The organism is Streptomyces sp. NRRL F-5727 (genome assembly GCF_000719555.1).
GTDB lineage: Bacteria > Actinomycetota > Actinomycetes > Streptomycetales > Streptomycetaceae > Streptomyces.
Genome location: NZ_JOGX01000009.1, coordinates 161,094 through 184,235, shown reverse-complemented (window position 1 = coordinate 184,235; position 23,142 = coordinate 161,094). Strand labels below are relative to the sequence as shown.

General features: G+C 74.8%; 19 protein-coding genes. 10 read left to right on the top strand and 9 right to left on the bottom strand.

Annotated features, from left to right (window positions below):
• Nucleotides 1-457 precede the first annotated feature (457 nt).
• Both IF73_RS0110130 and ptsP read left to right on the top strand, forming a co-directional pair.
• Complete coding sequence (locus IF73_RS0110130) at nucleotides 458-907, top strand: PTS sugar transporter subunit IIA (protein WP_031005773.1); 450 nt, start codon at nucleotides 458-460, stop codon at nucleotides 905-907.
• Between the two features lie 80 nt (nucleotides 908-987).
• Nucleotides 988-2,658, top strand: coding sequence for a phosphoenolpyruvate--protein phosphotransferase (ptsP, locus tag IF73_RS0110125; protein ID WP_031005771.1), 1,671 nt, complete (start codon nucleotides 988-990; stop codon nucleotides 2,656-2,658).
• A gap of 76 nt (nucleotides 2,659-2,734) precedes the next feature.
• Here the strand turns inward: ptsP and IF73_RS0110120 are convergent, their stop codons facing one another.
• A complete protein-coding gene (locus tag IF73_RS0110120) occupies nucleotides 2,735-3,631 on the bottom strand; it encodes a hypothetical protein (protein WP_037878747.1) in 897 nt (298 codons plus the stop codon).
• 37 nt (nucleotides 3,632-3,668) lie between these two features.
• Entirely contained in the window at nucleotides 3,669-4,949 is a 1,281-nt protein-coding gene (locus IF73_RS0110115; RefSeq protein WP_324616075.1) for an MFS transporter, read from the bottom strand.
• A gap of 47 nt (nucleotides 4,950-4,996) precedes the next feature.
• On the opposite strand from IF73_RS0110115, the gene IF73_RS0110110 reads away from it, so the two are divergent.
• Complete coding sequence (locus IF73_RS0110110) at nucleotides 4,997-6,316, top strand: aminotransferase class I/II-fold pyridoxal phosphate-dependent enzyme (RefSeq protein ID WP_037878778.1); 1,320 nt, start codon at nucleotides 4,997-4,999, stop codon at nucleotides 6,314-6,316.
• Nucleotides 6,317-6,388: 72 nt separating this feature from the next.
• Here IF73_RS0110110 and IF73_RS0110105 read toward each other — a convergent pair whose 3' ends face one another.
• A complete protein-coding gene (locus IF73_RS0110105; protein WP_051716644.1) occupies nucleotides 6,389-8,020 on the bottom strand; it encodes a hypothetical protein in 1,632 nt (543 codons plus the stop codon).
• A 134-nt stretch (nucleotides 8,021-8,154) separates the two neighbouring features.
• On the opposite strand from IF73_RS0110105, the gene IF73_RS0110100 reads away from it, so the two are divergent.
• Both IF73_RS0110100 and IF73_RS0110095 read left to right on the top strand, forming a co-directional pair.
• Entirely contained in the window at nucleotides 8,155-8,919 is a 765-nt protein-coding gene (locus IF73_RS0110100; protein ID WP_051716643.1) for an RNA polymerase sigma factor, read from the top strand.
• On the top strand, nucleotides 8,916-9,971 hold the full coding sequence (locus tag IF73_RS0110095) for a CU044_5270 family protein (RefSeq protein ID WP_031005759.1): 1,056 nt from the start codon (nucleotides 8,916-8,918) through the stop codon (nucleotides 9,969-9,971). Before IF73_RS0110100 ends, IF73_RS0110095 begins: the two co-directional genes overlap by 4 nt.
• Nucleotides 9,972-10,018: 47 nt before the next feature.
• On the opposite strand, the gene IF73_RS0110090 is transcribed toward IF73_RS0110095, so the two are convergent.
• Nucleotides 10,019-11,998, bottom strand: coding sequence for an acetoacetate--CoA ligase (locus IF73_RS0110090; protein WP_031005757.1), 1,980 nt, complete (start codon nucleotides 11,996-11,998; stop codon nucleotides 10,019-10,021).
• A 213-nt stretch (nucleotides 11,999-12,211) separates the two neighbouring features.
• Between IF73_RS0110090 and IF73_RS0110085 the strand changes: the two genes are divergently transcribed.
• Both IF73_RS0110085 and IF73_RS0110080 read left to right on the top strand, forming a co-directional pair.
• Nucleotides 12,212-14,611 (top strand): TIM-barrel domain-containing protein, encoded by a 2,400-nt coding sequence (locus IF73_RS0110085; RefSeq protein ID WP_031005755.1) that lies wholly within the window; start codon nucleotides 12,212-12,214, stop codon nucleotides 14,609-14,611.
• Between the two features lie 43 nt (nucleotides 14,612-14,654).
• Nucleotides 14,655-15,461, top strand: coding sequence for a DUF4253 domain-containing protein (locus tag IF73_RS0110080; protein ID WP_051716651.1), 807 nt, complete (start codon nucleotides 14,655-14,657; stop codon nucleotides 15,459-15,461).
• Between the two features lie 3 nt (nucleotides 15,462-15,464).
• Here IF73_RS0110080 and IF73_RS0110075 read toward each other — a convergent pair whose 3' ends face one another.
• Nucleotides 15,465-16,064 (bottom strand): NUDIX domain-containing protein, encoded by a 600-nt coding sequence (locus tag IF73_RS0110075; RefSeq protein ID WP_078868000.1) that lies wholly within the window; start codon nucleotides 16,062-16,064, stop codon nucleotides 15,465-15,467.
• Here IF73_RS0110075 and IF73_RS0110070 point away from each other — a divergent pair.
• From IF73_RS0110070 to IF73_RS0110060, 3 genes are all read left to right on the top strand, one after another.
• Complete coding sequence (locus IF73_RS0110070) at nucleotides 16,043-16,855, top strand: M15 family metallopeptidase (RefSeq protein WP_031005748.1); 813 nt, start codon at nucleotides 16,043-16,045, stop codon at nucleotides 16,853-16,855. The two genes, IF73_RS0110075 and IF73_RS0110070, sit on opposite strands and share 22 nt — an antisense overlap.
• 81 nt (nucleotides 16,856-16,936) lie before the next feature.
• Nucleotides 16,937-17,401: a Zn-ribbon domain-containing OB-fold protein gene (locus tag IF73_RS0110065; protein ID WP_037878745.1), complete on the top strand. Its 465-nt coding sequence runs from the start codon at nucleotides 16,937-16,939 to the stop codon at nucleotides 17,399-17,401.
• A complete protein-coding gene (locus IF73_RS0110060; protein WP_199806634.1) occupies nucleotides 17,398-18,585 on the top strand; it encodes a lipid-transfer protein in 1,188 nt (395 codons plus the stop codon). The genes IF73_RS0110065 and IF73_RS0110060 overlap by 4 nt, the downstream gene beginning before the upstream one ends.
• A 53-nt stretch (nucleotides 18,586-18,638) precedes the next feature.
• Here the strand turns inward: IF73_RS0110060 and IF73_RS0110055 are convergent, their stop codons facing one another.
• From IF73_RS0110055 to IF73_RS0110040, 4 genes are read right to left on the bottom strand one after another with little or no spacing between them, the layout of a single operon-like run.
• The gene (locus tag IF73_RS0110055) at nucleotides 18,639-19,244 is read right to left on the bottom strand and encodes a GTP-binding protein (protein ID WP_031005741.1); all 606 of its coding nucleotides are present in this window, start codon (nucleotides 19,242-19,244) and stop codon (nucleotides 18,639-18,641) included.
• Entirely contained in the window at nucleotides 19,225-19,662 is a 438-nt protein-coding gene (locus IF73_RS0110050) for a DUF742 domain-containing protein (RefSeq protein WP_031005739.1), read from the bottom strand. The genes IF73_RS0110055 and IF73_RS0110050 overlap by 20 nt, the downstream gene beginning before the upstream one ends.
• A gap of 10 nt (nucleotides 19,663-19,672) precedes the next feature.
• Complete coding sequence (locus tag IF73_RS0110045; protein ID WP_031005737.1) at nucleotides 19,673-20,116, bottom strand: roadblock/LC7 domain-containing protein; 444 nt, start codon at nucleotides 20,114-20,116, stop codon at nucleotides 19,673-19,675.
• On the bottom strand, nucleotides 20,113-22,974 hold the full coding sequence (locus tag IF73_RS0110040; RefSeq protein WP_031005735.1) for a nitrate- and nitrite sensing domain-containing protein: 2,862 nt from the start codon (nucleotides 22,972-22,974) through the stop codon (nucleotides 20,113-20,115). The genes IF73_RS0110045 and IF73_RS0110040 overlap by 4 nt, the downstream gene beginning before the upstream one ends.
• Between the last annotated feature and the right edge of the window lie 168 nt (nucleotides 22,975-23,142).

Genomic DNA, 23,142 nt, shown 5'->3' with positions numbered 1-23,142 from the left:
TTCGTTCCTGTTTCCAGGCCCTCCGGGCGCTTCCTTCGTTTCCGACTCTATCAGATCTTTCCGATCCGATTTCCTCGGTGCTTTCCGGTCCCGAATTGTATTTCTCGGGGCCTTCCGGCGGGGTCAAACATTACCAGGCTTTCTCCGGGCCCCTGACCACATCCCCCGCGCTCACCGGAGAGAACCGGGGCAGGCAGAGGTGTAGACCACTGGGGCTAGGATCTGGCTTGATGGTGCTGCCGACCCACGACTCAAGGCCGCGTTGGGGTCAGGCAGGAGTACGACAGTACATCCCACCGTCAGTAGAGGCAAATCGTTTCCGGTAGTCCCTAGGTCCGCCAAGTGGTACGTCTCGTGCGGAACCGGGACTTCTTATGACTTACGCTTCTGAACTAGTACGCGCCGCCCAGGACAGGTGTGGCGGCGCCACACGATCTCCGCCCCTGGGAGGCTTCCCATGTCAACCGTGACGTCGCCACTCGCTGGACGCGCCATCGGTCTCGCCAACGTTCCCGACCCGGTCTTCTCCGGTGCCATGGTCGGGCCCGGCACCGCCATCGATCCCGTACGTGAGCCCTCCGAGGCGGTCTCCCCCGTCGACGGTGTCATCGTCTCCATGCACCCGCACGCCTTCGTGGTCGTGGACAGCGAGGGACACGGGGTGCTGACGCACCTCGGCATCGACACCGTGCAGCTCAACGGCCAGGGCTTCGAGCTGCTCGTGAACAAGGGGGACACCGTGACGCGCGGCCAGGCCGTCGTGCGGTGGAACCCCGCCGAGGTCGAGGCCGCCGGCAAGTCCCCCATCTGCCCCGTCGTCGCCCTCGAGGCCACGGCCGACTCGCTCTCCGGCGTCCGTGAGGACGGCGACGTGAAGGCCGGCGACCAGCTTTTCGACTGGAGCTGAGCCGGTCCGTCGTCAGACGGCCGCGGGTACGACATTCAACGCGGCGGCACCGGGCCGCCGCTCTATCGGAGACGGGTGAGATGGAGACAACGCTGCGAGGCGTCGGGGTCAGCCACGGAGTGGCGATCGGCCAGGTGCGGCACATGGGTACGGCGGTTCTCGAACCGCCCGCCAAGCAGATTCCCGCCGAGGAGGCGGAGCGCGAACAGGGGCGCGCCCGTCAGGCGGTGGAGGCCGTGGCCGCGGACCTGATCGCGCGTGGCAACCTGGCCGGCGGTGAGGCCCAGGCGGTGCTGGAGGCCCAGGCGATGATCGCCCAGGACCCGGAGCTCATCGCCGACGTCGACCGCAGGATCGCGGTGGGCAGCACGGCCGAGCGCGGCATCTACGACGCGTTCTCGCACTACCGCGAACTGCTCGCGGGTGCCGGTGAGTACATGGCCGGCCGGGTCGCCGACCTGGACGACGTGCGGAACCGTATCGTCGCCCGGCTGCTCGGTGTGCCGATGCCAGGTGTTCCGGACAGCGACGAGCCGTACGTGCTCATCGCCCGGGACCTGGCGCCGGCCGACACGGCGCTGCTCGACCCGACGCTGGTGCTCGGGTTCGTGACCGAGGAGGGCGGGCCGACCAGCCACAGCGCCATCCTGGCGCGTGCCCTGGGTGTGCCGGCCGTCGTCGCGCTGCCCGGTGCCGGTGAGCTGGCCGAGGGCACGGAGATCGCGGTGGACGGTTCCACCGGCGAGATCTTCGTGAACCCGAGCGAGGACAAGAAGGCGGCGCTCACCATGGCCGCCGAGGAGCGCAAGGCCGCGCTGTCCGCGTCCAGCGGTCCGGGCGCCACCTCGGACGGGCACAAGGTGCCGCTGCTCGCCAACGTCGGCGGCCCGGCGGACGTGCCGGCGGCGGTGGAGGCGGGCGCCGAGGGCGTCGGTCTGTTCCGCACGGAGTTCCTCTTCCTGGACGACAGCAAGAAGGCTCCGTCCGAGGAGAAGCAGATCGAGGCGTACCGGAAGGTGCTGGAGGCGTTCCCCGAGGGCCGAGTGGTCGTGCGGGTGCTCGACGCCGGTGCCGACAAGCCGCTGGACTTCCTGACGCCCGCCGACGAGCCGAACCCGGCGCTGGGCGTGCGGGGTCTGCGGTCGCTGCTGGACCACCCCGAGGTGCTGCGGACGCAGCTGACCGCGCTGGCCAAGGCCGCCGCCGGTCTGCCGGTGTACCTGGAGGTCATGGCGCCGATGGTGGCCGACCGGACGGACGCGAAGGCGTTCGCCGACGCGTGCCGCGAGGCGGGGCTGCAGGCGAAGTTCGGCGCGATGGTGGAGATTCCGTCCGCCGCGCTCCGCGCCCGCTCGATCCTGCAGGAGGTCGAGTTCCTGTCGCTGGGCACCAACGACCTGGCGCAGTACACCTTCGCCGCCGACCGTCAGGTGGGTGCGGTGTCCCGGCTGCAGGATCCGTGGCAGCCGGCGCTGCTCGACCTGGTGGCGCTGTCCGCCGAGGCGGCCAAGGCCGAGGGCAAGAGCTGTGGTGTCTGTGGCGAGGCCGCCTCGGACCCGCTGCTCGCGTGTGTGCTGACGGGTCTGGGCGTCACCTCCCTGTCCATGGGCGCGGCGTCGATCCCGTACGTGCGGGCGACGCTGGCGAAGTACACGCTCGCGCAGTGCGAGCGGGCGGCGGCCGCGGCGCGTGCCGCGGACACCGCGCACGAGGCGCGGCTGGCCGCGCAGGCGGTGCTGTCCGGGGAGTGATCCCGGAGTCGTAGCGCGTGGTCCGGAGGGGCTTCCCGTCACCTGGTGGCGGGGAGCCCCTCCGTCGTGTCCGGGGTCAGAAGTCGCCGGGCCGGTGCTCGTGGGGGCCGGGGGCGAGGGGGAAGCCGGCGCGGTGGTCCACGCCGTGCTCGGGGGGCAGGGGTTCGCCGGTGCGGGCGTCGGTGCAGTAGGCGGCGAAGACCTCGGCCTCGGTGAGGGGGCTGAGGGTGCCGCCGGCGAGGCGCCAGCCGTGGAGTCGGTCGGGGCGGTCGGGGTGGGTGGCGCGCAGGACGAGTCCGCCCGGGGCGGCGAGGACGATGCCGGCGGCGAGGACGGCGGTGAACTCGGTGGCCGCGGTGGCGTCGTGGTGGCTGGTGCCCTGTTCGTCACGGGTGGTGTGGAGGACGGCGAGCAGGTGGTCGTCGGCGGCGGGGACGCTGCAGACGAGGTGGTGGGTGCCCGTGCCCGCGCCGTCGAGGAGGCTGAGGAGCAGCCCGGTGGCGCGGTCGAAGGCGTCGCGGCCGAGGTCCTGGCCGCAGTCGGGGCAGTCGCCGGCGGTGGCGAGGACGGTGGTGGCGTACTCCCAGGTGGCGCGGCGGACGGCGGTGTCGACGAGTTCGGGGAGGAGGACGGTGAGGGGTTGTCCTGTGTAGGTGACGCGGGCGCCGGTGGTGGCCAGGTGGTCGGTGAAGCGGCAGCGGCTGGTGGGGTGGTCGGGGTCGAGGCCGGTCTCGGCGCAGTAGGAGACGTACTCGTCGGGGTCGAAGAGGGCGACGGTGGTGTGGGTGCCTTGGCGGGCGAGGGATCGGAGGAGGGCTTCGACCTCCTTGAGGTAGGTGGGGTGGTCGTCGAAGGCGAAGGTGCGGTAGCGGCGCATGGCCGCGAAGTCCTGTTCGTCGGCGAGGAGGCCGACGGTGCTGGGGATCTCGCGGCGCAGGGCGCGGCGGAGGCGGTTCGTGGTGGTGGTCGTCATGGCTCCCCCTCGGGTGTGGTGCGCCGATCACGGACGATCAGTGCTCACTCACCGTAACCTTCGCCACTGACAGTGACGAAGGGGTGGGGGTGACGCGGTCGCGGATGAGGCGGTGCTGGGCCGCGCCGGCGGCGACGAGGGCGAGGCCGAGTACGGGCCAGGCGAGGGGGCCGGCGGTCATGACGCCGGTGACGAGGAGGGGTCCGGCGAAGCGCTGGGTGGACTGGGCGAGACCGTGGACGCCGAGGTAGGCGCCCTGGGCGTCGGCCGGGGCGAGGGCGACGGAGAGCTCCCAGGAGGAGGTGGCGTGGATGATCTCGGCGAAGGTGAGGGCGACGACGGCGACGGCGAGGGCGGTGATGGCGAGGGTGCGGCCCCCGGCGGCGGAGACGGCGAGGGCGGCGGTGCCGAGGACGAAGAGGCCGGTGAGGGGGACGAGAAGGCGGCGTGCGGCGCGGGTGGTGGCGCCGAAGCGGGCGAGCGGGACCTGGAAGAGGACGACGAGGACGGTGTTGAGGACCAGGAGGAGCGGGGCGAGGCCGGCGGGGGCGTCGGTGGCGTGGACGATCCAGAGGGGGATGGCCACCTGGAGGATCGTGTCGTCGAGGTAGAGCGCCGCGTCGGTGGCGGTGTAGCCGAGGAAGGTGCGGTCGCGCCAGGGGCTGCCGGGCTTGGGGCGGGGGGCGTCGTCGGCGGTGGCGGCGACGCGGGAGGGGGCGGGCGGTTCGGCGCAGCGCAGGGTGAGGGCGGCGATGGCGAGGTAGGAGAGGACGTTGCCGACGAGGAGGTAGGTGTACGCCTGGGTGGAGCCGGTGGCGAGGGCGGCGGCGGCTCCGACGCCTCCGATGGACCAGCCGATGTTGACGGTGGTGCGCTGGATGGCCTGGTAGCGGACGCGTTCGGCGCCTGCCTGGCGGGCGGCATAGAGCTTGATGAGGACGCTGCCGGCGCGGTCCGGGAGGGCTCCGAGGGCGGAGTAGAGGGTGAGGAGGAGGAAGTGGTCGGTGGTGAGGAGGGCGAGGAGGGTGGCGCCGCGCATGAGTTGGGCGGCGGCGATGACGCGGACGAGGGGGAAGCGGTCGGCGAGGACGCCGGCGAGCGGGGCTCCGGCGACGCCGACGCCGCCGGAGACCGTCATGAGGAGGCCGACCTGGGCGAGGCTCAGACCGGAGACGTAGGTGAAGTAGAGGGCGGTGCAGGCCGCCCAGAGGCCGGTGCCGGTCTTGTCGATGATGCTGACGACGAGCATGCGGCGGCCGTCGCGGCCTCCGGGTATGCGGTCGAGTGCGGTGCGGTGCCACGAGGACGGGCGGCTCACGCGGTTCCCCCTTGACGCGAGTTATGTATTGATACATAATTTTGAACGTGGCAACACAATATGGGATTGAGGGGACGACGGCCAAGGGGATTGCCGCGTCCGTCGAACGCGGCGTGTCCGAGGGCGAGCTCGCTCCGGGCGACGCCCTGCCCCCCGTACGGAAGCTGGCGGACGACCTGGGGGTCAGTCCGGGCACGGTGGCGACCGCCTACAAGGAGCTGCGCGGCCGCGGGCTCGTGGTGACCCGCGGCCGGGGCGGGACGGTGGTCGCGGAGGCGCCCTCGGTGGCGTCCCGCCGCCCTCCCCGGATGCCGGAGGGGCTGACGGACCTGGCGAGCGGTCTGCCCGATCCCGCCTTCCTGCCGGTGCTCCACCCGCCCGGTGACGTGCGGCCGGTCTACGGCTCGCACCGGGCCGCGCCCCGGCTCGCCGCCCTGGAGGAGCTGACCCGGGCGTGGTTCCGGCGGGACGGGGTGCCCGCGGAGCGGGTGACCTTCGCGCACGGGGCGCTCGACTGCGTCGCCCGGCTCCTCTCGGTGGAGCTGCGGCCCGGTGACGCCGTGGCCGTCGAGGACCCCGGCTTCCACCACCTCCTGGACCTGGTGCCCGCGCTGGGGCTGCGGATGGTGCCGGTCGCCGTCGACCATGCCGGGATCACACCGGACGGGCTGCGGGCGGCGTTGCGGGCCGGGGTGCGAGCGGTCGTCTTCAGTCCGCGCGCGCAGTGCCCCACGGGGGCCTCGCTCACGCCGGAGCGGCGGGACGAACTGGGGGCGCTGTTCCGGGAGTTCCCCGAGGTCCTCGTGATCGAGGACGACTACCTCGCCGAGCTCGACGCGCCCCCGGCCCCCAGCGTGGCCGCGCTGGGGCCGGCCCGGTGGGCGCAGGTGCGCACGGTCTCGAAGCGGCTGGGCGTGGACCTGCGGTGGGCCGGACTGACCGGTGACGCGGTGACACTCGCCCGGCACGACGGCCGGATGCTGATGACCTCCGGCTGGGTCAGCCATGTGCTCCAGGAGACCGTGGTCCGGCTGTTCTCCGACCCGGAGGTGGCGCGGCTCGTGGCGCGCGGGGAGGCGGCGTACGCCGAGCGGCGGCGGGCGCTGGTCGACGCGCTCGGCGCTCGCGGGATCCGCGCGGTGGGGGCCGCGGGGCTGAACGTGTGGGTGCCGGTGCGGGACGAGTCCGCGGTGGTGAACGGGCTGCGGACGCACGGCTGGTGGGTGGCGGCGGGAGCCCGGTTCCGGATCGACGCGCCGCCCGCCGTACGGATCACCGCCTCCGTGCTGGTGCCGGACGCGGCGGAGCGGCTGGCGGCGGACTTCGCGCAGGTGCTCGGGGACGCGCAGGCGACGTACGGCGGATGACGCGGCGTGAGCCCGCCGCCCGGGCCGGGGAACGGCCGGGCGGCGGGCTCACGCGCGCGTGGGCGGGTGGTGTCAGCGGGTGCGGTAGGCGTGGCCGAGGGTCTGGTCGAGGGTGTTGCCCGCCGTGTCGGTGAGTTCGGCGCGGAGCGAGACCGTGCCTCCCGGGGCGGGGTTGCGGATCAGGACGGCGCCGTCCGTGACCGGGGTGTCGGTCCAGGTGCTGCCGCCGTCGACGGAGACCCGGACGCGCAGGGAGCGCAGGCCCTGGCCGGCGGCGGGGCCCTGGACCGTGACCGGGACGAGCAGGTCGGTGCCGGCGGGGGCGGTGCCGTCGAGGGCGAGCGGCGGGGTGAAGCGGACGACGCTCAGCGGGAGCGCGGTCGGGGCGGCGGTCGCGGCCGAGTCGAAGCTCCAGACGGCGGTGGTGCGCCCCGCGCGCGTGCCGGAGCCGTGCAGGGCGGTGGCGGTGAGCCGGTAGCGGGCCCGGTCGGGGGTGGCGAGCGTGAAGGAGGCCCGGCCGGGGGCGCCTCGGTGGGTGCCGACGAGGACGCCGTCCCGGTGGAGGGTGGTGGCGGCCGAGCGGAAGGCCGGGGCGGAGGGGGCGTGGCCGTCGCCGTCGGCGAGCAGCGGCAGGTCGAGGGCGAGCCGGTCGCCGTCCCGGACGCCCGCGGGCCTCGCGTCGGGGGCCTGGTCGAGGGCCGGGCCGAGCACGGCGTTGTCGAAGGTGTGGGTGAGCGTGGCTCCCGCGCGGACCGGGACCTCCTGGGCCTCGTACAGGTTGGGCGGCGTCTCGGGCGTGCCGGGGGTGGTGTAGGCGAGGTCCCAGGTGCCGCGTTCGGGGGTGACGTGGAAGGTCGCGGTGCCGGAGCGGGCGAGCTCGGTGGTGAGGCCGACGGTGGTGCCGTGGGACGGCTGGATCGCGGCGGAGCCGAAGCCGCCGGCGCCGTCCCGGTCGGCCGCGCGGGCCTTGAGGGTGGCCAGGTCGTCGGCGGCGGGCCTGCGGACGAAGCCGGTGAGGGCGCGGCCGGAGGTGAAGCGGTAGCCGAGGCCGTAGTCGGCCCGCTCGCCGATCCAGTAGCCGTCGAACGTGGCCGTCACGGAACCGGGTTCGGCGGCGGGGCCGAGGTGGGCCACGCGCAGGCCGGCGGCCGAGGACATCAGGTTCATGGAGCGGGTCTGCCCGTCATGGCTGACCTCGACGAACGACATCGCGTGCCGGGGCTCGGCGCCGGCCTCGGGCGGGCGCACGTCGACCGGGGACGTGGTGCGGGCGTCGACGGTGACGGTCGTGTCGTGGTCGAGGTCGAGGCGGGGCTGGACGAGCCAGTCGGTGCCCGCGCCCTGGTACAGGGGGTACACCTCCGAGCCGAGGAGGTAACGGCCCTTGGGGAGGCGGAGGGTGACGGTGCCGGAGGGGTCGTGGACGTTCTGCTCGACGTCCTGGCCCGGGCCCGAGATGCCCGTCACGCGGGTCGTGTACTCGGAGGCGGCGGCACCCGCGCGGTTCAGGTGGCGGATGGTCAGGACGACCGTCTGGTCCTGGGTGGTGGAGGCCAGGGCGAGGGGCGGGACGGTGAGGGCCGTGGCGGTGAGGGCGGTGGCGAGGGCGAGGGCGCGGAGGGTGGGGCGGATCCAGGATCCGGTGTTCTGGGTCTTGGATCCAGTGGCTCGGACGGTGGATCCGGTCGTCGCTGTTTCGTTCATGCAGGGAACTGGGCGCGGAGCGGCCGGAGTTCCCGTGACCTGGGCCACAGTGGGTGCCGGGGCGGGTGGGCGGTGTGGCGCGGGTCACGGGAACCCGGGCGAACCGGCGGCCAGTACCCGGTGTGGAACCAGAGATGAGAGAACGTTTCCGGGCCGGGGATCCCTCGGCGCTCGGTGAGGCGTACGACGCGCACGCACGGGTGCTGTTCCAGTACGCGTACCGCATGTGCGGCGACCGCGCCGCGGCCGAGGACGTCGTGTCCGCGACCTTCCTGGAGGCATGGCGCTGCCGGGGCAAGGTGCACGCGGACGGCGGGAGCCTGCGGCCGTGGCTGCTCGGGATCGCGACCAATGTCCTGCGCGGGGCCGCGCGGGAGGCGCGGCGGCGCGACGCGGCGCTGGCGCGCATGCCCGACAGCGGGGTGCTGCCCGACTTCAGCGACGCGGTGGCCTCGCGGCTCGCCGACGAGGAACGGCTCCGGGCCGCGCGGGTGGCCCTCGGCCGGCTCCGGCGCCGGGAGCGGGAGGTCTTCGGGCTCGTCGTGTGGGCCGGCCTCGACTACGCCACGGCGGGCGAGGCGCTGGGCATCCCCGTCGGCACGGTGCGGTCGCGGCTCTCGCGGGCCCGGGAGCGGCTGCGGACGCTCGCGGAGGCGGAGCTGCGCTCCGGGCGGCGTCGGCGCGGCCGGCGGGCGGACGGCGGAGCCGTCGGGCTTCCTGATTCCGGCCCCGCTCCCGCCCCCGAGCCCGGTGCCGCCGGCCGTCCCGCCGCTCGCCCCGCGGCTCCTCCCGGGGGCGCCTCCCCCGCCTCCCCCGCCTCCCCCGCCGGCGCGGCCGGGCCCGTGCGTGCGGGCCGTACCGTCCTCGTCCCCCGAACCTCCCCGGAGCAGACGTCATGAACGACAACGACATCGATCCCCGTACCCGTACCCGTCCCCGTGCCGAGGACGCGCTGCTCGGCGAGCTGGCGGAGCTGCTGCCCCCGCCGGCGGTGCCGGAGTTCGCGCCGGAGCGGCAGCGGGAGCTGCGGCGGACGCTGATGGCGGCGGCGCGGCCCGCGCGGCCGGCGGTGTGGTGGACCCGGAAGGCCGTGCGGTTCGCCGTGCCCGCCGTGGTGTGCGGCATCGCGGCCGGCGCGGTGCTGGTGGTCGCTCCCCCGGAGCCGGAGCCGCGCGACCCGCGCCCGTCGGTGCGGGCGGAGGGCGCCTCCGCGGTGCTGTCGCGGGCCGCGCTCGCCGCCGCCTCCGCGCCGGCGCCGGACGCGCGGCCGGAGGAGTTCGTGTACGTGGAGAGCCTGGTGTCCCGGGCCGGGCGTCCCGCCGGTGGCGGGGCCGCGGTCGTGGAACCCGCGCACCGGCGGCAGGTGTGGCTGTCGGCGGACGGCAGCCGGGCCGGGCTCGTACGGGAGGCCGGGTCCGCGGATCAGGAGCTGTCGCCGCGGCTGCCCGTGTACGAGCTGGAGCACCCGGGCGCCGAGCCGCGGCGGACGGTGCTGGAGCCGGCGGAGCCGTCGGTGACCGCTCCGACGCACGCCTTCGTGGCGGGGCTGCCGACCGATCCCGAGGCGCTGCTGCGGCTGGTGCGGGAGCAGACGCGGACCGGCGGCGGGGACGCGGACCAGCGGGCGTTCACGGCGATCGGGACGCTGCTGACGGAGACCTGGGCGCCGCCGGAGGTGACGGCCGCGCTGTTCGAGGCGGCCGCCCGGATCCCCGGGGTCGTGGTGGTGCCGTCGGCGCGGGACGCGGCGGGCCGGGAGGGCGTGGCCGTGGCCCGTACCTCCGGCGCTGAGCGGACCCAGTGGGTCTTCGACCGGTCGACCTCCGCCTTCCTCGGGGAGCGGACCGTGCTGGTCGCGGCCTCGGAGACCGGGCCGGCCGGGACGGTGCTGAGCGAGACGGCGGTGCTCACCAAGGCGGCGGTGGCGCGGGCCGGTCAGCTGCCCGGCTGAGCCGGTCGTGATGAAGGGGCGCCCCGCGTGGGGCGCCCCTTTCCGTGTCAGCCGCGGCGGGCGGCCGCGAGGGACTCGTAGAAGCGGAGCAGGTCGAGGTTGTCGACGGAGCCCGCGTTGACCGCCTTCTCCAGGGGGGTGCCCTGGAGGAGGCGCTTCACCGGGACCTCGATGCGCTTGCCGGTGAGGGTGTGCGGGACGCCGGGGACCTCGATGATCTCGTCGGGGACGTGGCGCGGCGACAGTTCGGTGCGGATCGTGGTCCTGATCCGGGCGATCAGGTCGTCGTCGAGGGTGGCGCCGTCGGCGAGGTGGACGAAGAGGGGCATCCAGTAGCCGCCGTCCGGTTCCTCCAGGCCGATGACGAGGGATTCCCGGATCTCGGGGAGCCGCTCCACGGCCTCGTAGATATCGGCGCTGCCCATCCGGACGCCCTGGCGGTTGAGGGTGGAGTCGGAGCGGCCGTGGATGACGACCGAGCCGCGGTCGGTGATCGTGATCCAGTCGCCGTGCCGCCACACGCCGGGGAACATCTCGAAGTAGCTGTCGCGGTAGCGGCTGCCGTCGGGGTCGTTCCAGAAGTGGATCGGCATGGACGGCATGGGGTTGGTGACGACGAGTTCGCCGACCTCCCCGACGACGGGCTTGCCGGACGGGTCCCAGGACTGGAGGTCGGTGCCGAGGCCGGCGGCCTGGAGCTCGCCGATGTGCACGGGGAGGGTGGGGACGGCTCCCGCGAAGCAGGAGCAGACGTCGGTGCCGCCGCTGACGCTGGCGATCCACAGGTCCTCGCGGACCTCGTCGTGGAGCCAGCGGAAGCCGTCGGGCGGCAGCGGGGAGCCGGTGGTGGCGACGCACTTCACGGCGGACAGGTCGAAGTCGCGGCCGGGGTGCACGTCGGCCTTGGCACAGGCCATCACATAGGCGGCGGAGGTGCCGTACAGGGTGGCGCCGGTGCGCTCGGCCACGCGCCACTGGGCGGCGGTGTCCGGGTAGCCGGGGCTGCCGTCGTACAGCACCACGGTGGTGCCGGTGAGGAGGCCGGAGACGAGGAAGTTCCACATCATCCAGCCGGTGGAGGTGTACCAGAAGAAGACGTCCTCGGGGCCCAGGTCGCAGTGGAGGCCCAGCTGCTTGAGGTGCTCGACCAGGATGCCGCCCTGGGACTGGACGATCGCCTTCGGGCGGCCCGTGGTGCCGGACGAGTACAGGACCCACAGGGGGTGGGCGAACGGGACCTGCTCGAAGACCGGCTCCACGTCGGCGGCGACCAGGTCGGCCCAGTCGAGGGCGCCCTCGGGGGCCGGCGTGCCGAGGAGCGGGATGTGGACGACGGCGCGGAGGGTGGGGAGTTCGGCGCGGAGCTCGGCGACGGTGTCGCGGCGGTCGTGCTGCTTGCCGCCGTAGCGGTAGCCGTCGACGGTGAAGAGGACGACCGGCTCGACCTGCTGGAAGCGGTCGAGGACGGAACGGGCGCCGAAGTCGGGGGCGCAGGACGTCCAGACGCCGCCGACGGCGGCCGTGGCGAGCAGGGCGACGACGGCCTGCGGGACGTTCGGCAGGTAGCCGCTGACGCGGTCGCCGGGGCGGACGCCGAGGGCGCGCAGCTCGGCGGCGAGCGAGCCGACCTGGCGGCGGAGTTCGGCCCAGGTGACCGGGGTCGGCTCGTGCGTCTCGTCGACGTGGAGGAGCGCGGTGTCCCGGGGGCGGTCGGCGGCGGCGCGCAGGGCGTGCTCGGCGTAGTTGAGGGTGGCGCCGGGGAACCAGTCGGCGCCCGGCATGGAGCGGTCGCCCAGCACGCGCGCGTAGGGGGTGGAGAAGCGGACGTCGAACCATTCGGCGACGGCCTGCCAGAAGGTCTCCAGCTCGTCCACGGACCAGCGGTGCAGTGCCGGGTAGCCGCCGTCGGCGGGGGCGCCGTGGTGCTCGGCGGCCCACGCCTGGAAGCGGGTGACGGCGGCGTGGGCGATGCGCTCCTCGTCCGGCTGCCAGAGCGGCTCGGTCGGCTCGGTCGGCGCAGTTGTCATCGGGTGGCTCCCTGGCTGTACGCGGGTCGGCGTGTGTCGCGCGCACGTGCGGGGGTGTGCGCGTGACGCGGCTGACAGGACGATGCCATGGGAGCGGCTTTCGCACCAGGGCCGCCCGCCGGTGGTCGGCCGGTTGAACATGTGCTCCCACCACGGGTGAACGGCAGTTGAACGAGGCTCGTGACGCCGCTGGTGGGTGGCAGGGTGAGCCTCATGGACGGTCGTGGACTGGTGCGTTCGGTGAGGGTGTTCGGTTCGGTGCGGGGGCTCAGGACGGTACGGGCGGCGTGGCGGCAGCGGCGGGGGGGGGGGGGGGGGGGGGCGCGCCGCGGGGGGGGGGGGGGGCGGGGGGGGGGGGCCGGGGGGGGGCGCCCGCCGCGGGGGGCGGAGCGGGCCCGGGTGCCGGGGCCGGTGGAGGGGGCCGAGGCGCTGCCCGGCGGGGGGATCGTCCGGTTCGCCCGGTCGTCGCTGCGGGTGTGCGTGTCGGCGGGCGGCACGGTGTTCTGGGGGTGGGACGGGGCGGAGCCGGAGCCGTCGTACGCGCTGGCGGGTCCGGCGCCGGAGCCGGACCCGCGGGCGGTGCTGGAGCCGGACACGGACGGCGGCTGGCGGGTCGTGTCGGAGCGGGTGACGGTGGCGGTGTCGCGGCACGGGGCGGTGGAGATCCGCACGCCCGGCGGGGTGATGCTGCGGCGTGACCTGCCGCCGCGCTGGTGGGAGCCGGTGGGCGGGGGGCCGTCGCGGTGGGCGCAGCGGGCCGAGGTGCCGGCGGACGCGCGGTTCTTCGGTCTCGGCGGGCGGGCCTCGGGGCCGCGGCTGCGGGACGGCTCGTACCGGCTGTGGAACACGGATCCCAAGGGGCGGTTCGGGCCGGAGGACGATCCGCTGTACCTGACGATGCCGGTGCAGTTCGTGGTCGCGGACGCGGGGACGCACCTGGCCTTCCACGACAACTCCTGGGACGGGCGGGTGACGCTCGCGGAGGGCGAGGAGGGGGCCGGGTCGGGGCACGACCGGCCGGGCACCAGCGAGGTGCGGATGGAGGGCGGTCCGCTGCGCTGCTGGGTGGTGGTCGGGACCCCCGCGCGCGTGCTGCACCACTGGGCGGCGCTGACCGGGGCGCCGGCGCTGCCGCCCGCGTGGGCGCTGGGGCCGCAGCACGCGCGCTGGGGGTTCGGCAGCGCGGCGGAGGTGCGGCGGGTCGTGGCCGGCTACCGCGAGCGGGGGCTGCCGCTGTCGGCGGTGCACCTGGACATCGACCACCTGGACGGGCACCGGGTGTTCACGGTGGACCGGGAGCGGTTCCCCGATCTGCCGGGGCTCGCGGAGGAGCTGCGCGGGGAGGGTGTGCGGCTGGTGTCGATCGTGGACCCGGCGGTCGCGGCCGAGCCGGGGAACGTGCTGTACGAGGAGGGACGGGCGGCCGGGGCGTTCGTGCGGGACGCCCGGGGCGAGGAGGTGCGGGGGGTGGTGTGGCCCGGGGAGTGCGCCTTCCCCGACTTCACGGATCCGGCGGTACGGGAGTGGTGGGGCGGCCTGTACGAGGAACGGCTCCGGCAGGGCTTCTCGGGCATGTGGCACGACATGAACGAGCCGGTGTCGTTCGCGGCGTTCGGGGACCCGACGCTGCCCCGGTCGGCCCGGCACCACCTGGACGGGCGGGGTGGCGACCACCGGGAGGCGCACAACGTCTACGGGCTCCTGATGGCCCGGGCCGGGTACGAGGGGCTGCGGCGGCTGCGTCCCGACGAGCGCCCGTTCCTCTTCACGCGCTCGGGGTGGGCGGGGATGCAGCGGTACGGGGGCACCTGGTCCGGCGACGTGGCCACCGGCTGGCCGGGGCTGCGGGCGTCGCTGGCGCTGGTCCTGGGGCTCGGGCTGTGCGGGGTGCCGTACTCGGGGCCGGACGTGGGCGGTTTCGACGGCAGTCCGTCGCCGGAGCTGTTCCTGCGCTGGTTCCAGCTGGGTGCCTGGCTGCCGCTGTTCCGGACGCACGCGGCGCTGGACGCGGGCCGGCGGGAGCCGTGGGAGTTCGGCCCGGAGGTGCTGGAGCACGCGCGCGTGGCGCTGGCCGAGCGGGAGCGGCTGCACCCGTACTTCGTGACCCTGGCCCGGCTCGCGCGGATGACCGGCGCGCCCTACGCGCGGCCGGTGTGGTGGGGGTCGCCCGAGGACCGGGTCCTGCGGGAGTGCGAGGACTCGTTCCTGCTGGGCGACGCCCTGCTCGTGGCGCCCGTGCTGCACCGGGGCGCGGACCGGCGGGCGGTGCGGCTGCCGCGCGGCCGCTGGTACGACACGGCGACCGGCACGGCGTACGAGGGTCCCGGTCAGGTGCTGCTCGACGCGCCGCTCGCGCGCGTGCCGGTGCTGGCCCGGGCGGGCGCGGTGCTGCCGGTCCGCGGCGAGGACGGCGGGCTGACGCTGGAGGTGTGGGCGCCCGCGGCGGGCCGGACGGGCGGCGGGCTCGTCGTCCGGGACACCGGGGACGGCTGGGAGCCGGCGGAGATCGAGCGCTATCAGTCGCGGCTGGTGGACGGCCGGGTCGTGGTGGAGCGGGTGACGGAGGAGGGGCCGGTGGATCCGGGGCTGCCGGTGCGGGTGCGGGGGGTGTGAGTGGCGGACGGCGTTGTCGGACCCCACGCCTAGCATCCGGGACATGCATCTGGAATCTCTGCGGGGCGAGGACGTCCGGCTTCCCGCCGGGCGCTTGGTGACGGCCGACGAAGGGGACGGCGGGACACGACCGTTGTGGTTGAGCGACGGGCCCGCGCCCTTCGGGCTGTGGGGGCGCATACGGGCCGCGCACCCGCGGACCGGCCTGTGGCCGCTGCTGCTCGAACCGCTGGAGCGCGAGCGGGGCTTCCGGCCCTGGGCGTCGGGGGAGTTGTGTCCGGAGGAGGCGTGCCGGCCCGCCGACCACGATCCGGCGGCGGTCCTCGCGGGGTGGTGGCAGGGGTGCACCGCGATCGACGAGGAGGACGATGTCCTCTCCGCCGAGGAGCGGCTCGCCGTCACCGCCCCCTACGGCACGGTCTGGCCGGGACTCGCGGCCGGGCGGGCCGTGACGGAGGACCCAGACGCGCTCGCGGCGGAGCACGCCGACGTGTTCCAGTCCTTCGGGACCGACGCGCGCCTGGGTCTGGTCGAGGCCGCCTCCGGCGCGGAGGCGCTCGCCCGCGTGGGCTGGTCGGGGCCGGCCAACCACGAGGGCGACACGGCGCGGATCGCCGCCGTCGCCGCCGACTGGGAACGGCGTTTCGGGGCGCGGGTGTTCGCCGTCGGGTTCGCCACCCTGCGGCTCTCCGTCGCCGCTCCCCCGGCGACCCTGGAGGAGGCCCTGCCCATCGCCGCGGAGCACTTCGCCTTCTGCCCCGACAACGTGTGGCAGGGGCCGTGCAGGGACCTCACGGCGTACGCGGAGCACCTGGTGGGGGCGGACCTGTGGACCTTCTGGTGGGACTGAGGGTCAGCCGTAGGCGCCCGCGAACCACTTCCTCACCGCTTCGGTGTGGAGGGGGAAGACCAGTTCCCGGGGTTCCCCGAGGATCAGGCGGGCGGAGGTCTCCGGGGTCGGGGTGAAGGCGGGGAGCGCCTCCGCCTCGACGGGCGGGAGGAGGCCGAAGACGAGGAGGTGGTCGGCGGAGGACAGGACGTCGGCGAGGCGGACGGAGCCGGGGTCGGCGTCCAGGCCGGTCTCCTCCCGGAGTTCGCGGACGACCGCGGTGTGCCAGTCCTCGCCGTGGTCGACGAAGCCGCCGGGGAGGGCGGTGCCGCCGTGGCCGGGGTCGATGGCGCGGGTGATGGCGAGGAGGCCGGTGCCCCGGGGCGAGGTGACGGGGAGCAGGGCGACGGCGACGGGGAGGGGGTTGCGGTAGGCGGTGGTGGCGCAGCCGGGGCAGGTGCGGGGCCAGCCGGTGGTGCCGGCCGGGTAGCGGGCTCCGCAGGCCGAGCAGTGGGCATGGAGGACGGGCTTGGTGTCGGTCACGGGGGGACCGTATGCGAGAGGCTTTCCCGGCGGGGGCGGAACTGGTAGACCCGGTGCGCATGACTCGACTTGCCTCTGCATTCCGTACCCTCGCCGTCACGGGCGCGGCCGCGCTGCTCGCCTGCGCGGGGGCCGTCGCCTCCCCCGCGGCGGCCGTGCCCGAGCCGAAGGCGCCGCGGGAGTTCGTGGCGCTGGACTCGGTGGACCGGACGATCCTCCAGGAGATGCGGTACACCACGGCCCACAACTTCGTGGGCGAGCCGATCGACGGCTACCGGCAGCCGCTGTGCGTGCTGACCCGGCCGGCGGCGGAGGCGCTGCACCGGGCGCAGACCCGGCTGCTGGCGCGGGGGTACTCGCTGAAGGTGTACGACTGCTACCGGCCGCAGCGGGCGGTGGACCACTTCGTGCGCTGGGCGGAGGACCTGGCGGACGAGCGGATGAAGGCGGAGTTCTACCCGCTGGTGGCGAAGGAGCGGCTGTTCCTGGACGGGTACATCGCGGAGAAGTCCGGGCACAGCCGGGGTTCGACGGTGGACCTGACGGTCGTACGGCTGCCGGCGGCGCGCACGCGCGCGTACGTGCCGGGCGAGGAGCTGACGTCGTGCACCGCGCCGTACGCGGAGCGGTTCCCGGACAGCTCGGTCGACATGGGGACCGGGTACGACTGCTTCGACACGCTGTCGCACACCGACGACCCGCGGATCACCGGGGTGCAGCGGGCCAACCGGCAGCTGCTGAAGAGCGTGCTGGCGGCGGAGGGGTTCGTGAACCTGCCGGAAGAATGGTGGCACTTCACGTTCAAGCCGGAGCCGTTCCCCTCGACGTACTTCGACTTCCTGGTGGCGCGCCGGTCGGTGGCCGGGCACTGACGTCTTCCCCGTGCCGGGGGCCCGTGCCAGACTCGGCACCAGACTCCTGACGTACCGTCAGATTCCTGGGAGGGTCCGGAGATGACACGGAAGCGCAGGCCGGTGGTGGCCGGCTGGTTCACCGACGACACGGTCCCGGACGAGGAGTTCCGGCTCCTCGCCACCCGGTGCTCGGCCTGCGCGGCGGTGTTCTTCCCGCGCGAGGACGACGCCTGCCGCAACCCGCTGTGCACCGGCGACGGCACGCTCGACGAGGCGCCGCTCTCGCCGCGCGGGCGGGTGTGGTCGTACACCGACGGGCGCTACCGGCCGCCCGCCCCGTACGTCTCCGACCCGGAGGCGCCCTGGGAGCCGTACGTCCTCGTCGCGGTCGAGCTCGCCGCGGAGGGGATGGTGGTGCTGGGGCAGGCCGCGCCCGGGGTGCGGACGTCGGACCTCGCGGTGGGGGCGGAGGTCGAGGTGGTGCCGGGGGTCCTGAACGAGGACGCCGAGCACGTCTGGACCACCTGGCGGTGGCGGCCCGTGGTGACGGGGGAGCGCGCGTGAACGACATCGCCGTCATCGGGGCCGGGATGCACCCCTGGGGCAAGTGGGGGCGGAGCTTCGTCTCGTACGGGACCGCCGCCGCCCGTGCCGCGCTCGCCGACGCGGGCGTGCCGTGGTCGGACATCGGATCCGTCGTCGGGGCCGACACCGTGCGGTGCGGCTATCCGGGGTACGTGGCCGGGGCGACCTTCGCGCAGGCCCTCGGCTGGCAGGGGGCGCGGGTCACCAGCGTGTACGCGGCCTGCGCGTCGGGAGCCCAGGCCATCGGGGCGGCCCGGGCGCAGATCCTGGCCGGGCTCGCCGACGCGGTGCTCGTCGTGGGCGCGGACGCCACCCCCAAGGGCTTCCTCGCGCCGGCCGGCGGGGAGCGGCCGGACGATCCGGACTGGCTGCGGTTCCGGATCCTCGGCGCCACCAACCCGGCGTACTTCGCCCTCTACGCGCGCCGCCGGATGGCCATGTACGGGGACACCGCCGAGGACTTCGCCCAGGTCAAGGTGAAGAACGCGGCGGCCGGTGCGCTCAATCCGATGGCCCGCTACCGGAAGCCGGTGACGGCCGAGGAGGTGGCCGGCTCGGCGGTGGTCGCCGATCCGCTGCGGCTGCTCGACATCTGCGCGACCTCGGACGGCGGGGCGGCCCTGGTGCTGTCCAGCCTGGACTTCGCCCGGCGGCACGGGCATCCCGACCCGGTGCGGATCCGGGCGGTGTCGACCGTCTCCCCCACCTACCCCAAGGCGGTGCTCGACCTGCCCGACATCGCGACCGACGCGACGACCGCGCTCGCGCCGGCGCCGCACACCTTCCGGGCCTCGATCGCGCGGGCGGCCTACGAGGAGGCCGGGCTCGGGCCGGAGGACCTGTCGCTGGCCGAGGTGTACGACCTGTCCACCGCCCTGGAGCTGGAGTGGTACGAGGACATCGGGCTGTGCGGGCGCGGCGAGGGCGCCAAGCTGCTCCGGGACGGGGTGACCCGGCTCGGCGGCGCGCTGCCGGTGAACCCGAGCGGGGGGCTCGCCTCCTTCGGGGAGGCCGTGCCCGCGCAGGCGATCGCCCAGGTCTGCGAGCTGACCTGGCAGCTGCGGGGCACGGCGGGCGACCGTCAGGTGCCGGGGGCGCGGGCCGGGATCACGGCCAACCAGGGCCTGTTCGGGCACGGTTCGGCGGTGGTGGCGGTCCGCTGAGGGTCCTGCGGCTCAGGCCGCCACGCGCGCGTGGCGGCCCCCCACCGTACGGCTCAGGTCGCCACGGGCGCGTGCTCCCGGTCGGCGAGGACGAGGGCGTGCTCGACGACGGCGACGAGCACGCTCTTGACCGACTCGCGGTCGCGGGCGTCGCACATCACCAGCTCGACCTCGGGGTCGAGGTCGAGCGCCGCCCGGACGGTGTCCGTCGGGTAGCGGCGGGCGCCCTCGAAGCAGTTGACGGCCACCGTGAAGGGGATGCCGCGCCGCTCGAAGTAGTCGATGGCGGCGAAGCTGTCCTCCAGGCGCCGGGTGTCCGCGAGCACCACCGCGCCGAGCGCCCCCTGGGCCAGCTCGTCCCAGAGGAACCAGAAGCGGTCCTGTCCGGGGGTGCCGAACAGGTAGAGGACGAGGTCCTCGCGGAGCGTGATCCGGCCGAAGTCCATGGCGACCGTGGTGGTCGTCTTCGACTCGACGCCGTGCAGGTCGTCCACGGGGCGGCCGGCCTCGGTGAGGACCTCCTCGGTCCGCAGCGGTCTGATCTCGCTGACCGCGCCGACCAGCGTGGTCTTGCCGACCCCGAACCCGCCTGCGACCAGGATCTTCAGGGTCACCGGCTCGACGGGGGTCTTGGTGCGGCTAGAGCGCCCGAAGGCCATTGATCACCTCGCGGAGGATGCTCACGTCCGGCAGCTCGGCCGGCGGAACGGGGCGGGTCACGTGCACGAGTTCCTCGTCGACGAGGTCGCCGACCAGGACCCGGACCACCCCGACGGGGAGGTCGAGTCCGGCGGCGAGCTCGGCGATCGACTGGGGCTGCTCGGAGCAGCGTTCGACGATCTCCACGTGCTCCGGGGAGAGCGACTGGTCGCGGCCGGGGTCGTCGGCGGCGGGCTCGGGGACCACCACAGCGATGAGGTCCAGCCGGTGGCGGCCCGCGGCGCTCGTCCGGCCGCGGGTCATCGCGTAGGGACGGACGACCGGTCCCGCCTCGTCGTCGTACCAGTGGTGGGGGGCGGCCGTCGGCCGGCCGGGGGTCTCCCGGCCGGGCCGGCCGCGCTCGGCTGCGTCGCTCATGCGGGGCGGCTCACCCTCCCGTGGACAGACCGGTCCGCGGGGCCGTGCCGAGATGGGTGCCGACCCGCTTGACCATGAGGGTCATCTCGTAGGCGACCTGGCCGACGTCGGAGTCGGCGTCGGCCAGGACGGCCAGGCAGCTGCCGTCGCCGGCGGCGGTCACGAAGAGGAAGGCGTCCTCCAGTTCGACCACGGTCTGGCGCACCCGGCCCGCCTCGAAGTGGCGGCCGACGCCCTTGGCGAGGCTGTGGAAGCCGGAGGCGACGGCGGCGAGGTGCTCGCCGTCCTCGCGGCTCAGGTCCTTCGACGCGCCGGTGGGCAGGCCGTCGCTGGAGAGCACCAGGGCCTTGCGGATGGCGGCGACGCGCTGGACCAGCTCGTCGAGGAGCCAGTTCAGCTCGCCGTTGCCGTGGACGGGGCTGCTGGAGCTTGCTGCGGCGTTCGGTGCGGTCATCGACCGTCCCCCTCGGGTGTCGTTCCGTGTGCTGTGGTGTCGTCCGGGCCGGTGCCGTCCCGGCGTCCGCGCTGCCAGCCGCGCTGCATGGCGGCCATGCGGGCGCGCACCTCCTCCGCGTCGCGCTCGAAGGCGTCGCCGGAGTCGCCGCGCTCGGCGGGGCGGTCCCCGGCCGGGGCGTCGGCCGGGGCGTCGGTGTCGCGGAGCTGCGGGACGAGGCTGGCCTGGCGGACCCGGCGCGGCAGTCCGTCGAGCGACGGGGCCGGGTCGGGCTCGCCCGCCGTCGGGGCGGCCGGGACCGGGGCCGGGCGGGCCTCGGTGCCTTCCGGGCGTACGGGGACGAGCGTGGGGCCGGTGCGCGGCGCCGTCCGGCGGTCCGTGCCGGGGGCGGGATGGGCGCGGCCCGGCTCGTCGAGTCGGCGCCCGTGGTCGACGACCAGGGTCGGCTGGCGGCGGCGCGGCAGCGTCAGCGGGCCGTGGGCGTCGTCCCCGCCGGCCGGGTCCTCGTCGCCCCGGCGGCCGTCGGCCTGGTCGGGGGCCTGCTGGTGCTGCTCGCCGGCCGGGACGAGGCCGGTGCGGCGGCGCTGGGGGCGGAAGAGGCCGCCGCGCTCGCTGTCGCTGTCGAGCAGGTCGGCGGAGCGGTCGAGGAGGGTGTCGATGTCCTCGGGGCCGAACGGCGGCTCCAGTTCGACCGGGCCGTCCAGGGGGCGGTCGAGCGCACGGTCGGCGACCGCGTCGAAGGTTCCGTCCGCCGGCCGGTGTCCGGCCGGGCCCGTCTCGTCCGCCAGGTCGGGCACGCGCGCGAGGGCCGGGCGGCGCTGGGGCAGCGGCGCCTCGCCGAGCACGCCCGCCGCCGACCCGGAGGTCGTACGGGATCCGCTCGGGGCGTGGTGCGCGTCGCCCTCGGCGGGGCGGGGGTCGAGGGTCTTGCGGTCCAGGCGGAAGCCCGCGCCCTGGGTCTCGGGGGCGTCGGTGAGCAGCGCGGCCGGGATGAAGACGACCGCGGTGGTGCCGCCGTACGGGGAGGTCTGGAGCGAGACGCGGACGTTCTGGCGCTGGGCGAGCCGGCTGACCACGAAGAGGCCGAGACGGTCGGTGTCGGAGAGTTCGAACTCGGGGGTCTCGGCGAGCCGCAGGTTGGCGTCGAGGAGGACGTCGGCGCTCATGCCGAGGCCGCGGTCGTGGATCTCCAGCGTGAAGCCGTTGGCGACGCGCTCGCCGAGCACCTGGACGGCGGTGTGCGGGGGCGAGAACACGGTGGCGTTCTCGAGGAGTTCGGCGATCAGGTGGGTGAGGTCGGCGACGGCGGGGCCGCCGACGCCGAGCCGGGGCAGCCGGCGGACCTCGATGCGCTCGTAGTCCTCGACCTCGGCGACGGCGGCCCGGACCACGTCCATGAGCTGCACCGGCTTGCGCCACTGGCGGGAGGGGGCGGCGCCGGAGAGGATCACCAGGCCCTCGGCGTGGCGGCGCATGCGGGTGGTGAGGTGGTCGAGGCGGAAGAGGTCCGCGAGCTCCTCGGTGTCCTCGGTGCGCCGCTCCATGGTGTCGAGCAGGGTGAGCTGGCGGTGCAGCAGGACCTGGTTGCGGCGGGCGAGGTTGACGAAGACCTCGGCGACCCCGCGGCGCATGTCGGCCTGCTTGACGGCGGCCTCGACGGCGGCGCGCTGGAGGGTGTTGAGGGCCTGGCCGACCTGGCCGACCTCGTCCTCGCCGTACCGCAGGTGCGGGACCTCGGTCTCGACGTCGACGTGCTCGCCCGCGGCGAGGCGGCGCATGACGCTGGGGAGGCGGACGCCCGAGACCTCCTGGGCCTCCTTCTGGAGGCGGCGCAGGTCGCGGACGAGCGAGCGGCCGATCCGGACCGAGATGCCGACCGAGGCGAGCAGCGCGAGGAAGCCGAGGACGCCGGCGACGCCGGCCTTGAGCAGGACGCTGTACGCGGCGGGCTGGACGCGGTCCTGGTAGCGGTCGCCGGCGGCGGTGTTCTCGCGGGCCAGCTGGTCGAGGACGGGGCTGGCCTCGTCCTGCCAGTAGGCCGGGGTCGAGGAGCGCGGCCGCTCGGTCGCGCCCTCCCTGACGAACGCCTCCTCGGCGGTGCGCAGGGCCGCGGTGTCGGGGCTGCGCCAGTACTTCTCGAAGCGCTGCCGCTCGGCGGCGGGGAGGAGTTCGAGGTTGACCTCGTAGGTCTGCTTGCGGACGGCGACGAGGTCGGAGACGGCGCGGATCTCCTGCTCGGTGACCCGGTCGGCGACGAGCGCGGAGAGGACCAGGGCGTCCTCCCGGGAGAGGAGTTCGCGGGCGCGGGTGATGCCGACGAGCGCGCGGCCCTGCTTGTCCATCTCGACGTTCTCCAGCGCGTGGAGGGTGACGAGGAAGCTGTAGCAGGGGTCGACGAGCCGGTTGTAGAACTCCAGCGCCTGGAGGCGGCCGATGCTGCGCTTCTCGACCGAGCGGCGCAGGGACGAGATCTCCTCGAAGGCGGCGAGGAGGGAGTTGAGCTTCTGGGTGGTGACGGGCCGCATCTCCTCGCGGACGCCGGGGTCCTCGGCGTTGGCGCGGATCCGGTCCATCTGCCGGTCGGTGGCGAGCCGGGCCTCGCGGAGCTGGGTGAGGGCCTCGGAGCCGCGCGGGTCGGCGAGGTAGACGAGGGACTGGCGGCGTTCGAGCTGGATGACCCGGGCCGTGTCCTCGATGGGGTAGCCGACCTTGTCGACGATGTAGCCGACGTCGAGGAGCTGGTCGGCCTCGCGTCCGGTGAGGACGGTGGCGAAGACCCAGAGGCCGGTGAGGGAGACGAGCGGTACGAGGAGCAGCGCCACGATCTTCCTGCGGATGGACTTCCCGCGAAAGCGCATGGCCTCCCCCAGTACGGTCTCCGCGGCCACGGAGGTCCCTCGAACGGCGTCGCCGCGTCAACACGGCGCGTCAACCTTCGGTTTCAACAAACGGCGGCGTGAGCCTACTACTGCATCGCGACCATCTCGAAGGTATGTCTGGGCGATTTTCAGCCTGTCGAGTGAGCG